Here is a 12,471-nt window from a genome sequence, read left to right as displayed (position 1 = left end):
TGTCCTGAATGGTTGGAATCGCCGGAGGCTCGCATGTTCGACATCGAAGGGTCCATGGACCAGCAGATCCTCGCCGAGGGCCGGACGCGGCCGGCCGTGATCTTCCCCGAGGCCCTGGATCCGCGGATCATCGAGGCGGCCTGCAACCTCACCCGCTTCGCCCGGCCCGTTTTCCTGGCCACCGAGGGCGAGGTGCGGGAGGTCATCGCGAAGGACCTGGCGCACCTGGATCCCACCCGGGTGGCGTTCGCCCTCTCCGAGAGCGCCTTCGTGGACATCGGCAAGCGCCCCGACCTGGTCGGGGAGTTCGCGCGGCTCCACCAGGAGGAGCAGCGCGCCGAGGGCCGGGAGGTGAACCTCTTCGACGCCATGTGCTGGGCCTCGGTGCCCGTGAACTTCGGCATCTGCGCCGTGGCCCAGGGCCACGCGGACACCGTGGTGGGAGGCGTGGCCACCGGGGAGAAGCAGTTCTTCCGGCCCATGCTCAAGGCGCTCCGGGCCCAGGAGCACTGCTGCGAGGCGGGGATCTTCGTCCTTCCCGACGAGCATCCCAGGGACATCATGAACGAGAATATCGTCGTGTTCGGGGACGTGGGCGTCAACGCCGTCATGACCCCCGAGGCCCTGGCGGCCGCGGCCGTGGGCACCTGCGCCATCGCCCGCGACCTCATCCCCGAGTCCGTGCTCCCCGTGATCCACGGCGCCATCGTCTCCTACTCCAACCGCGGCTCCGACGAGGGCCCCGGCCCCGACCTGGTGCGCCAGGCCACCGCCCTGGTGCCGGCCCTGCTGGAACAGCGCGTCCAGCGCGGCGAGCGCTACCGGTCCATCCGGATCGAGGGCGAGGTGAAGGTGAGCGTGGCCCTCTCCCAGCGTTCGGCCACCTACTACCAGGGCGGCAAGGACGTGAAATGGCCGGGCTCGGCCAACGTGATCATCTGCCCCAACCTCGACATGGGCAACCTGCTCTACCACCTCTACGCCACCCGCTTTCCCGACGCCAAGAAGTTCCCCGTCCTCTTCGGCCTGCGCTTCAAGGGCGTGGACCTGGCCATGGACTGCACGCCCGAGGACATCCGCCTCGCGGTCAAGGCCTCCGTGCTGCGCATGCTCAAGTACGGCGTCTGGGACGAGACGCCGAAGGACACCTTCTTCCGCCGCTACCGGGTGCTGGCCATCAACCCCGGCTCCACCTCCACCAAGATCGCCTTCTTCGAGGGGGACACGGAGCGCTTCACCCAGGAGCTGCAGCATACCGCCGAGGAGCTGGCGCCCTTCGACGGCATGAGCATCACGGCCCAGTTCGCCTTCCGCAAGGAGGCCATCCTGAAGTTCCTGGCCGACAGCGGCCTGACGGTGGACGGCCTGGACGCCGTGGCGGGCCGGGGCGGGCTCCTGTGGCCCATGTCCCACGGCACCTTCACCGTCAACGAGGCCATGGCCCGGGACCTCCTGGACGGCGTCCAGGGCGACCACGCCTCCAACCTCGGCGGCCTCATCGCCCGGGAGCTGGTGGCCGGCTCCGCCCGGCCCGCCTTCATCGTGGACCCCGTGGTGGTGGACGAAGTGGACGAGGTCGCCCGGATCACCGGCGTCAAGCGCATCCGCCGGGTCGTCATCAGCCACGCCCTGAACCAGATCGCCACGGCCCGCCGCTATGCGGAGGAGCAGGAGACCTTCTACGAGCGCATCAACGTCGTCGTGGCCCACCTGGGCGGCGGCATTTCCGTGGGCGCCCACTGCAAGGGCCGCTATGTGGACGTGAACAACGCCCTGGACGGGGAGGGCCCCTTCACCCCCCAGCGCTCGGGGTCCCTGCCCGTGGGCCAGCTCATCGACCTGTGCTTCTCGGGAGAGCTCACCCGGGACGAGCTCAAGCGCCTCAACAAGGGCCGGGGCGGCCTCATCGACCTCCTGGGCACCGCCGACCTGAGGGCCCTGGAGGCCCGCTACCTGGCCGGGGAGGCCGAGGTGGTGCTGGTGATGGACGCCATGGCCTACCAGATCGCCAAGTGGATCACCTCCCTCCTGCCGGCGTTCAAGGGCCAGCCGGTGGACCGGGTGCTCCTCACCGGCGGCATGGCCCGCTGCCGGCCCACCGTGGACTACATCCGCAAGGCCATCGCGGCCCTGGGCTGCGGTGTCACCGTCTACCCCGGAGAAAATGAAATGGCCGCCCTTGCCAAGGGGGCCCTCCGGGTCCTGGCCGGGAAGGAAACCGCGAAAACTTATACCGGGCGAGCCTAAAATCCCCCATCGGCATGCATGCGCCGCCTCCAATTCAATGAATTAATATTTGCCCAAAAAATAGGCATATCTTGTTCGGCTCAAATTAAATATTGATAGTTCTTGCCCCGGGATTAAGCTTCCGCCAGCAGGTTGCTAATTCCGGGGATCACCCTATCTTGATATCCCCGGTCGAGACGGGACCCGCGTGGCGGGAGGTGGCCGTGTCCGATGGAACCACGATGAACGTGCTGGGCCTGGAGACGTTGCTCCAGGGCATCGCTCCTCCGTTCCAGCAGGACTTCCTGACCGTTCTCATGAAGGAGGGGTTCGAAATCACCCGTGGCATTCCCAACCTGCAACTGCCCCAGGAGATCGATGATTCGATCGGCTGGCTGGCGGATGCCCGGTTCGGGGATACCTGGGTCCGGCTCCATCGCCTGCTGGTTCATGCGGCGGTGGACGGGACCCTGGTGGATCTGAGTTTCGGGGCCGGCGGCTCCTGAGGGGGGATTGTGCTGCCGGCCCCGCGGGGGAAGGGTCACTTGGCGGTGAGCGCCGCCAGGGTGATGGAGTAGAGCTTGGTCAGGACGCTGTCGCCCCGGGAGCTGAGGATGCAGGGCGCCTGGGCCCCCGCCACCATGGCCGCCAGTTCGCACCCGGCGAGCTTGCTGCTGGTCTTGTAGAACACGTTGCCGGCGTCGATGTTGGGGAACACCAGGCAGTCCGCGTCCCCGGCCACGTCCCCGGCGATGCCCTTGGTGGCGGCGGACTCCGCGTCCACGGCCACGTCCAGGGCCATGGGGCCGTCCACGAAGGCGCCCTTGATCTGCCCCCGCTCCGCCATCTTGGCGATGACCGCCGCGTCCATGGTGGCCTGCACCTTGGGCAGCACCTGCTCGGAGGCGGCGATGAGGGCCACCTTGGGCCTGGCGATGCCCAGGGCCTGGGCCACGCCGATGACGTAGTTCGTGATGGCCACCTTCTCCCGGAGGTCCGGATAGGGCAGAACGGCCACGTCGCCGCAGACGATGAGCTTGGGGTAGCTCGCGTACTCGATCACCGAGACGTGGGAGAGGATGGCGCCGGAATCCATGAGGCCCGTCTCCTTGTTGAGGATCGCGCGCATGTACTTGTCCGTGCTCACCAGGCCCTTCATGAGGATCTGGCCGCCGGCGCTCTTCACCAGGGCCACGGCCTTGGCGGCGGCCCGGGTGTCCACGGGCTCGTGCACGAAGGTGAACCGGGCGGGGTCGAAGCCGTGGTCGGCGCACACCTGGCGCATCACGGCCTCGTCGCCCACCAGCGTGGCCTCGACGATGCCGCGCTCCACCGCGTCGTGCACCGCCTCGATGGTGTGGGCGTCGTTGGCGTAGGCGGCCACCAGGCGCCTGCGGGGCCTGGACTTGACGGCTTCGAGCATCTGTTCGAGACGGGTGATGGGCATCGGGACCTCCGGTGTCGTTGCGTTCATGGCTTCGCGGCAAGTGTACAACGGCCCTCCGGCGGCCCCGGGGCGTTGTGACCCCCATCATCCGGTAGGATGGAGCCATGGCGAATCCACTTGCAGTGATCCTTGGGGCCGGGCCGGGCATCGGCCTCGCCGCCGCCCTCCGCTTCCGGCGGGAGGGCTTCCGGGTGGCCATGGTGGCCCGGCCCGGCGACGACCTGGAGGGTTTCGGGAAGGCCCTGGACGGGGGCCTCGTCCTGGGCGCGGACCTGGCCGGAGGCGTCCCCACGGCCGCCATCGAGGCCTGGGGGGGCTTCCCCCGGGTGCTGCTGTACAACGCCTCCGCGGGCGCCGCGGGACCTGCGGCGGAACTGACGCCCGAACAGGCCCTGGCCGACCTCCGGGTGAACGTGGCCGCGGCCCTGGCCGGGGCACGGTGGGCCCTGCCCTCCATGCGGGCCGAGGGGAAAGGCACCCTGCTCTTCACCGGCGGCGGCATCGGCCTCAAGCCCCAGCGGGGCCTTGCCTCGGGGTCCCTGGGCAAGGCCGCCCTGCGCAGCCTGGCCCTCAGCTTCGCCGAGGAGCTGGAGCCCGAGGGCGTCCACGCGGCCATCGTGACGGTTCGCGGCTTCGTGCGGGCGGGGACGGAGCTGAGCCCTGAGGCCGTCGCCGCGTGCTTCTGGGAGCTCCACGCCCAGCCGCGGGGTTCCTGGGACAGCGAGCGGGTTATGCCCTAGAATGGTCCTGGGAAACCTCCGCGACATGGCCAAACCTTTCTCAGACGATTCCAGGGACAGCCAAGGCGGTGCGGGCACCCGCACCGCCCCCCGCACGCGCCTCAAGCTCACCCCCCCGGTGCTGTGGAAGGTCATCCTCCACAACGACGACTTCACCACCCGGGAATTCGTGGTGATGATCCTGGAGACGGTCTTCCGCAAGCCGGAGGCCGAGGCCGTGCGCATCATGCTGGACGTCCACCGCCGGGGCACGGGCGTGGCGGGCGTGTATCCCTTCGACGTGGCCGACACGAAGGTGGCCCAGGTGCGCGCCCTGGCCGAGGAGAAGGAGTTCCCGCTGCTGTGCACCCTCGAACCGGAGGCCTGACATGGCCGTGCCCACCCCGACGATCGCCCCCGCGTTGAACCGCTGCATCCAGGCGGCCTTTGCCTCCGCCCGAGAGGCCCGGCACGAGTACCTGACCCTGGAGCACCTGCTCCTGGCCCTCCAGGCGGACCCCCAGGTGGCGGCCGCCGTGGCCGCCTGCGGCGGGGACGCCTCGAAGCTGGGGACGGAGCTGCGCGTTTGGCTGGAGGCGAACCTCGAGGTCCTCCCGCCGGGGGCCGCCTTCAACCCGATCCCCACCATGGGCTTCAACCGCGTCATGGAACAGGCCATCCTCCACACCATCTCGTCGGAGCGCTCCACCGTGGACAGCGGGGCGGTGCTGGTGGCCCTCCTGGCCGAGAAGGAGTCCCAGGCCGCCTACCTCCTGAAGCGCCAGGGCATCAACCGCCTGCCCCTCCTGAAGCACCTCTCCCACGGCGGCGCCAAGGCCGGCTCCGGCACCGCCCCGGCGGAAAGTCCCGAGGCCGAGGAGGAGGCCCCGGCCAAGGATCCCCTCAAGGCCTATGCCACCGACCTGGTGGCGCGCGCGGCGGAGGGACGGATCGATCCCCTCATCGGACGCGACGAGGAGATGGACCGCATCATCCACGTGCTGAGCCGCCGCAGGAAGAACAACCCGCTGCTCGTGGGCGAGGCCGGCGTGGGCAAGACGGCCGTGGCCGAGGGACTGGCCCTGCGCATCCACGAGGGCAAGGTGCCCGACGCCCTCAAGGGCGCGCGGTTCTTCTCGCTGGACATGGGCTCGCTCCTGGCCGGCACCCGCTACCGGGGCGACTTCGAGGAGCGCGTGAAGGCCGTGCTGGCGGCCCTGGCGGCCCATCCCGGGAGCCTGCTCTTCATCGACGAGATCCACACCCTGGTGGGCGCGGGCGCGGTGAGCGGCGGCGCCATGGACGCCTCCAACCTCCTCAAGCCGGTGCTGGCCAGCGGCGAGCTGCGCTGCATCGGCGCCACCACCTTCCAGGAGGCCAAGAGTTCCCTGGACCGGGACCGCCCCCTGTCGCGGCGCTTCCAGAAGGTTGAGATCAACGAGCCCACGGAGGCCGACAGCGTGGCCATCCTCAAGGGACTGCGCCCGAAGTACGAAGAGCACCACGGCGTGAAGTACGCCGACGCCGCGCTGGAGGCCGCCGTGCGCCTCTCCAGCCGCTACCTGCGGGACCTGGCCCTGCCCGACAAGGCCATCGACGTGCTGGACGAGGCCGGCGCGGCCCTGAAGCTCCTCCCCGGCCGCAGGCGCCGCAAGACCGTCACCGAGGCCGACGTGGAGACCGTCGTGGCCCGCATGGCGCGCATGCCCCTGCAGGCGGTGAACGCCGACGACCGGGAGAAGCTCGCCGGCCTCGAGGACGGCCTCAAGGCCGTGCTCTTCGGCCAGGACGAGGCCATCGCCAAGGTGTGCGGCGCCATCCGCCTCTCCCGTTCCGGCCTGCGCGGCTTCGAGCGTCCCGTGGGCTCGTTCCTCTTCGCGGGCCCCACCGGCGTGGGCAAGACCGAGCTGGCCCGGCAGCTGGCGAAGATCCTGGACGTGGAGTTCATCCGCTTCGACATGTCCGAGTACATGGAGAAGCACGCCGTGAGCCGCCTCATCGGCGCCCCTCCCGGCTACGTGGGCTTCGAGGACGGCGGCCTCCTGGTGGACGCCGTGCGCAGGAACCCCCACGCGGTGGTCCTCCTGGACGAGATCGAGAAGGCCCACCCCGACATCTACGCCATCCTCCTCCAGGTCATGGACCACGCCACCCTCACCGACAACCACGGCCGCAAGGCCGACTTCCGCCACGCCGCCCTGATCATGACCACCAACGCCGGCGCGAGGAACCTCAGCCAGCGCAAGGTGGGCTTCGCCGACGCCGGCACCGGCGGCAGCGCCCGGGGGGCGCTGGAAAAGGCCTTCAGCCCCGAGTTCCGCAACCGCCTGGACGCCATCGTCACCTTCGGCCCCCTGGGCAGGCCCGAGATCCTCAAGGTGGTGGACAAGAACCTGAAGGAGCTGCAGGGGCTCCTGGACGAGAAGAACGTGGTGCTGGAGGTCGCGAAGCCCGCCAGGGAGTGGCTGGCCGAGAAGGGCTACGACCCCGCCTTCGGCGCCCGCCCCATGGCGCGGGTGGTGGAGGAGCACCTGAAGAAGCCGCTGGCCAACGAGATCCTGTTCGGGGCGCTGAAGGACGGCGGGACGGCCATGGTGACGCGCGACGGCGACGGCCTGGCCATCACCGCGGCTTCGAGGTAGGGCGCCGGGCCGGAGGCCATCACGAACCGTTGGAATCTTCAGGATTCCCGCCACTCCTGCATGGAGAGCACTTGGGTCAATGCACTTTTTGCGGATCAGCATTTTCGGATGGATGGGGGTGGCTGAGGGGATACGCCCGGTCATGGGCGTTCCTGCGATGAAGAAATCAGTCCTGCCGCGGAAGCCAGCCTAGAATGTTTCTGATGACGAAGCCCCCAAGCCCCGCCCCCGACCTCCGCCAGCGGTTCGACCAGCGCATGGCCATCATCCCCTACTCCCGCATGGCGGGCATGACCATCGCCGGCGTGGACGCGGACGGCGTGACCCTCCACCAGCCGGTCCGGCCCGAATGGAGCGGAGACGTGACGCGCAACCGCATCCACACGGGGTGCATCTGCGCGCTGGCGGACACGGCGTGCGGGTTCGCGGTGGGGGCGGCCATCGGCGAGGCCGGGAACTTCGCGACGCTGGACCTGCGCATGGACTACCTGCGCTCCGCGGACGCGGGCGGGGACCTCACGGCCCACGCGCACTGCCACCGGGTGTCCCGCAGCGTGGCCTTCGTGACCGGGGAGGTCCGGCAGCCGGGCAGCGGCGAGGTGATCGCGCTGGTGAACGCCACCTTCATGCGCACGGCGGGAACCTCCGGGAGCGGGCCGCGCAAGGCGCTCATCCCGGACCCCGCCCTGCACCAGGTGTCGCCCGAGGCCCACGAGGCCGCGTCCCAGGCCACCCACCCCGCCATCCCCGAAGGCCGGTCGCCCTACGTGGACTTCCTGGGGGTGGTGATGCACCCCCAGGTGGAGGCCGGCCCCATCCTCCGCCTGCCCTACCGCGGCGAGCTCATCGGCAACCCCCGGCTGCCGGCCATCCACGGCGGCGTGCTCGCGGGCTTCGCGGAGACGGTGATGTTCATGCACCTGGTCGCCACCAACGCGCCCATGACCCCGGCCATTCCCAAGGCGGTGGACTTCTCCATCGACTACCTGCGGCCGGCCCGTCCGGTGGACACCTACGGGCAGGGCATCACGATCCGCCTGGGCAACCGCGTCTCCCTGGTCCAGGCCAACCTCTGGCAGGAGGACCCCCAGCGGCCCGTGGCGGCCACGCGGGGACACTGGCTGATGCCGCAGGCCTGAGTCGGCCGATCGCCCACTATTAATTGTTTTTTCCTATTCCCGGGCCGAGGTGCCACACTGACGGCACAATCCCCGGAAGGAGTCCCCATGGTCGTATCCACGCCCGCGGCCGTCCAACTGGAGCTGCGCGCTCCCCTTTCTGGCATCCTGGTCCCCCTGGACGAGGTGCCCGATCCCGTCTTCGCCGGGAGGCTGGTGGGGGACGGGATCGCCATCGACCCCACCTCCTCCGTCCTGGTGGCCCCGCTGGCGGGCACCGTCACCCAGCTGCACGCCGCCCACCACGCCCTGGCCATCACCTCCGCCTCGGGGGTGGAGGTGCTCCTGCACATCGGGCTCGACACGGTGGAACTCAAGGGCGAGGGCTTCCAGGCCAAGGTGCGCATGGGGGACCGGGTGGCCGCGGGCCAGCCCCTCGTCGCCTTCGACGCGGCCCTGGTGGGCCGCAGGGCCCGGAGCCTCCTCACCCTGATGGTCATCCCGGACGGCGCCCGGGTGGCCTCCCTGCGTCCGGCCTCGGGCCTGGTGGTGGCCGGGCGGGACCTGGCCTTCGCGCTCACCCTGCGGGAGCAGCAGGACGGCGCCGCGGGGAACGCGGGGGTCACGGTGGAATCGGATGCGGTCGTCCTGCCCAACCCCGCGGGGCTGCACGCCCGCCCCGCAGCGCTCCTCGCGGCCGAGGCCAAGCGCTTCGGGGCCGCCGTCCGGCTCGTGAAGGGCGGCACGGAGGTGAACGCCAAGTCCGTGGTGGCCATCCTGGGCCTGGGCGCCAAGGGCGGGGACGCCCTGCGCGTGCGCGCCACCGGGGCAGGCGCCGCCGAAGCCGCGGCGGCCCTGGCCGCGCTCCTGGCCGCGGGCTGCGGCGACGCTTCCGTGGAGAGCCCCGCGGCGGCGCCGCGGGCCTCGGCGGGCTCGGGAGAACTGGCAGGGGTGCCGGCCTCGCCGGGCTTCGCGGTGGGGCGCATCTTCCAATACCGGCCGGAGCCGCCTCCGGTGGCCGAGGAGGGCCGGGGCCCAGCCCTGGAGCGCTCCCGCCTGGAGGCCGCCCTGGGGGAGGCGGGACTCGCGCTGGACGCCATCGTCGCCGGCGCGGCCCCGGGCTCGCCCCGCCGGGAGATCCTGTCGGCCCACCGGGAGCTCCTGGCGGACCCCGACCTGGCGGACCTTGCCCTCGAGGGCATCGCCGCCGGCCGGAGCGCGGCCTACGCATGGCGCGCCGCCTTCACCCGCCACGCGACGCTCCTGGCGGGCCTGGACTCGCCCCTGCTGAGGGAGCGGGCCGGCGACATCCGGGACGTGGGTCGCCGGGTGCTGGCCCTGCTCGCCGGCGCCGGCCCGGGCCGGCTGGAGGCGCCGGAGGACACCATCCTCGTGGCGGAGGAGCTCTCGCCCTCCGAGGCGGCCCAGCTGGACCGCACGAGGGTGCTGGGCCTGTGCACCACCACCGGCGGGCCCACGGGCCACGTGGCGATCCTGGCGCGGTCCCTGGGGATCCCGGCCGTCTGCGGCATCGACGAGGCCGTCCTGGACCTGGCCGGCGGCACCCTGGCGGTGCTGGACGGCACCCTGGGGGTCCTGCGCCCGGACCTGGGCGAGGCCGACCTGGTGCAGGCCCTGGCCCGCATCGACCGCCAGGCCTCCCAGCGGGCCCTGGAGCGCGAGGCGGCGCAGAAACCGGCCGTCACCGCCGACGGCTTCCCGGTGGAGGTCGCCGCCAACATCCGCAACGCCGCCGACGCCCGGGAGGCCGTGGCCGCGGGGGCCCAGGCGGTGGGCCTCCTGCGCAGCGAGTTCCTCTTCCACGACCGGCCCGAAGCTCCGACCGAGGACGCCCAGGCCGAGGAGTACGGCGCCTGCGCGGCGGCCCTGGGCCCGGGCCGCAGGCTCGTGGTGCGCACCCTGGACGTGGGCGGGGACAAGCCCCTGGCCTACCAGCCCCTGCCCCGGGAGGACAACCCCTTCCTGGGCCTGCGCGGCATCCGCGTGAGCCTGGACCGGCCCGGGCTCTTCCGCGCCCAGCTGCGGTCCCTGCTGCGGGCGGCGCACCTGGGCGACCTCCACATCATGTTCCCCATGGTGGCCACCCTGGAGGAGCTGCGGGCCGCCAAGGCCATCCTCGCGGAGGAGGCGGGGACCCAGTACCCCGCCGTGAAGGTGGGCGTGATGATCGAGGTTCCCTCCGCCGCGCTCATCGCCGACGCCCTGGCCCGGGAGGTGGACTTCTTCTCCATCGGCACCAACGACCTCACCCAGTACTGCCTGGCCATGGACCGCGGCCACCCCAGGCTGGCGCGGCAGGCCGACGCCCTGCACCCCGCGGTGCTCCGGCTCATCGCCCTCACCGTGGAGGCCGCGCACCGCCACGGCAAGTGGGTGGGCGTCTGCGGCGGACTCGCCTCCGACCTGCTCGCCCTGCCCGCCCTCCTGGGTCTGGGGGTCGACGAGCTGAGCGTGGACGTCCCCTCCATCGGGGCCGTCAAGTGCCGGCTCTCGCGGCTGGCCCGCACCGAGTGCGAGGCCCTGGCACGGGAGATGCTCACCCTTCCCACCGCGATGGAGGTCCGGGCGCGCCTGGCCTCCATGGCCGACTGACCGGAGTCCGCCATGAACCTCAATCCGTTCGGTTTCCTCCAGAAGGTCGGCAAGGCCCTGATGCTCCCCGTTGCCGTGCTGCCCGTGGCGGGGCTGCTCCTGGGCATCGGCGCGGCCCACTTCTCCTTCATCCCCGCCCCGGCCTCCATCATCATGAAGGAGTCGGGCGACGTCATCTTCGGCAGCCTGCCGCTCATCTTCGCCATCGGCGTGGCGCTGGGCTTCACGGACAACGACGGCGTCTCCGCCGTCGCCGCGGCCATCGGCTTCCTGGTGATGACGGCCACCCTGGGCGTCATGGCCGGCCTCTTCCACGTGCCCCCGAAGACCGTCATGGGCATCCCCTCCATGCAGACCGGCGTCTTCGGCGGCATCCTTGCGGGGGGCCTCGCGGCCTTCATGTTCAACCGCTTCTATCGCATCTCGCTGCCGGACTACCTGGGGTTCTTCGGCGGCAAGCGCTTCGTGCCCATCATCACCGCCCTGGGGGCGATCCTCCTGGGCGTCCTGCTCTCCGTCATCTGGCCGCCGGTGCAGGGCGGGATCAACGGCCTCTCCCACTGGGCCGCCGTGGGCAGCCCCCGCACCGCCGCCACCCTCTATGGCCTCGTGGAGCGGCTGCTGCTGCCCTTCGGCCTCCACCACATCTGGAACGTGCCCTTCTTCTTCGAGATGGGATCCTACACCGACGCCGCGGGCAAGGCCGTGAGCGGGGACATCAACCGCTTCTTCGCGGGCGACCCCACCGCCGGGATCCTTTCCGGCGCCTTCCTCTTCAAGATGTTCGGCCTGCCCGGGGCGGCCATCGCCATCTGGCACACGGCCCGGCCCGAGAACCGCGTGAAGGTGGGCGGCATCATGGTGTCGGCCGCGCTCACCTCGTTCCTCACGGGCATCACCGAACCCATCGAGTTCGCCTTCATGTTCGTGGCGCCGGCGCTGTACCTGGTCCACGCCGTGCTGGCGGCCTCCACCCAGTTCGTGGCCAACACCCTGGGCATGCACATGGGCTTCACCTTCTCCCAGGGCGGCATCGACTTCCTCATGTTCAACGCGCTGGGCCGTTTCGCCCAGAACTGGTGGCTGGTGCTCCTGCTCGGCCCCGCGTACGGCCTGGCCTACTACGGGATCTTCCGCTGGGTGATCCTGCGCTTCGACCTCCGGACGCCGGGCCGGGAGGACGAGGCGGCCCCTGCCCGGGCCGGCCTCGGCGCCGGCGGGCGCGCCGGGGACCTGGTGGCGGCCTTCGGGGGGCGGGAGAACATCGCCAGCCTCGACGCCTGCATCACCCGCCTGCGGGTGGCGGTGCGCGACGCGGCCCGGGTGGACGACGCCGCCCTCAAGGCCCTGGGCGCCTCGGGCGTGGTGCACGTGGGCAAGAGCGTCCAGGCCATCTTCGGGCCCCTGTCGGAGAACCTGAAGACCGACATGGAGCTGCACCTCAGGGGCGGCGCCCGCCCCGAAGGCCGGGCCCTGCGGCTCCTGGAGGCCCTCAAGGGCCCCGGGAACATCCTCGCCCTGGACCCGGTGGCGGCAACGCGCCTGCGGGTGCGCCTGGCTGACCCGGACCTGGACCCCAAAGCCCTGGAGGCCGCAGGCGTGAGGGCCGTCATGGACCTGCCCGGCGGCGAGCGGGACCTCATCGTGGGCATGGAGGCCGGGGCGCTCGCCGAGGCCCTGAAATAGGCAAGGCCCCCCGGGCGGGG

The 12,471-nt window shown here is 71.3% G+C and carries 9 protein-coding genes; 8 read left to right on the top strand and 1 reads right to left on the bottom strand.

Going from position 1 to position 12,471, the window contains the following annotated elements:
* Nucleotides 1-33: 33 nt before the first annotated feature.
* Nucleotides 34-2,247, top strand: coding sequence for a butyrate kinase (buk, locus tag RAH40_RS20665; RefSeq protein WP_306599525.1), 2,214 nt, complete (start codon nt 34-36; stop codon nt 2,245-2,247).
* Between the two features lie 203 nt (nt 2,248-2,450).
* Nucleotides 2,451-2,732, top strand: a complete 282-nt coding sequence (locus RAH40_RS20660) for a hypothetical protein (protein WP_306599524.1) — start codon at nt 2,451-2,453, stop codon at nt 2,730-2,732.
* Nucleotides 2,733-2,767: 35 nt separating this feature from the next.
* On the opposite strand, the gene RAH40_RS20655 is transcribed toward RAH40_RS20660, so the two are convergent.
* The gene (locus RAH40_RS20655; RefSeq protein WP_306599523.1) at nt 2,768-3,673 is read right to left on the bottom strand and encodes a phosphate acyltransferase; all 906 of its coding nucleotides are present in this window, start codon (nt 3,671-3,673) and stop codon (nt 2,768-2,770) included.
* Between the two features lie 104 nt (nt 3,674-3,777).
* Between RAH40_RS20655 and RAH40_RS20650 the strand changes: the two genes are divergently transcribed.
* The 6 genes from RAH40_RS20650 (at nt 3,778) to ptsG (ending at nt 12,451) form a co-directional block, all read left to right on the top strand.
* Nucleotides 3,778-4,413, top strand: a complete 636-nt coding sequence (locus RAH40_RS20650) for an SDR family NAD(P)-dependent oxidoreductase (RefSeq protein ID WP_306599522.1) — start codon at nt 3,778-3,780, stop codon at nt 4,411-4,413.
* Between the two features lie 25 nt (nt 4,414-4,438).
* On the top strand, nt 4,439-4,780 hold the full coding sequence (locus tag RAH40_RS20645) for an ATP-dependent Clp protease adaptor ClpS (RefSeq protein WP_306599521.1): 342 nt from the start codon (nt 4,439-4,441) through the stop codon (nt 4,778-4,780).
* Between the two features lies 1 nt (nt 4,781).
* Nucleotides 4,782-7,034, top strand: coding sequence for an ATP-dependent Clp protease ATP-binding subunit ClpA (gene clpA, locus RAH40_RS20640; protein WP_306599520.1), 2,253 nt, complete (start codon nt 4,782-4,784; stop codon nt 7,032-7,034).
* A gap of 203 nt (nt 7,035-7,237) precedes the next feature.
* Nucleotides 7,238-8,173, top strand: a complete 936-nt coding sequence (locus tag RAH40_RS20635) for a PaaI family thioesterase (RefSeq protein WP_306599519.1) — start codon at nt 7,238-7,240, stop codon at nt 8,171-8,173.
* A gap of 87 nt (nt 8,174-8,260) precedes the next feature.
* Nucleotides 8,261-10,765, top strand: a complete 2,505-nt coding sequence (gene ptsP, locus RAH40_RS20630; RefSeq protein WP_306599518.1) for a phosphoenolpyruvate--protein phosphotransferase — start codon at nt 8,261-8,263, stop codon at nt 10,763-10,765.
* A 12-nt stretch (nt 10,766-10,777) separates the two neighbouring features.
* The gene (ptsG, locus tag RAH40_RS20625; protein ID WP_306599517.1) at nt 10,778-12,451 is read left to right on the top strand and encodes a PTS glucose transporter subunit IIBC; all 1,674 of its coding nucleotides are present in this window, start codon (nt 10,778-10,780) and stop codon (nt 12,449-12,451) included.
* Nucleotides 12,452-12,471: the final 20 nt, after the last annotated feature.

The sequence above is a fragment of the Geothrix sp. 21YS21S-2 genome (genome assembly GCF_030846775.1).
Lineage (GTDB): Bacteria > Acidobacteriota > Holophagae > Holophagales > Holophagaceae > Mesoterricola.
Note: the sequence above shows the minus strand (reverse complement) of the source record. Positions and strands in the feature narration are given on the sequence as shown.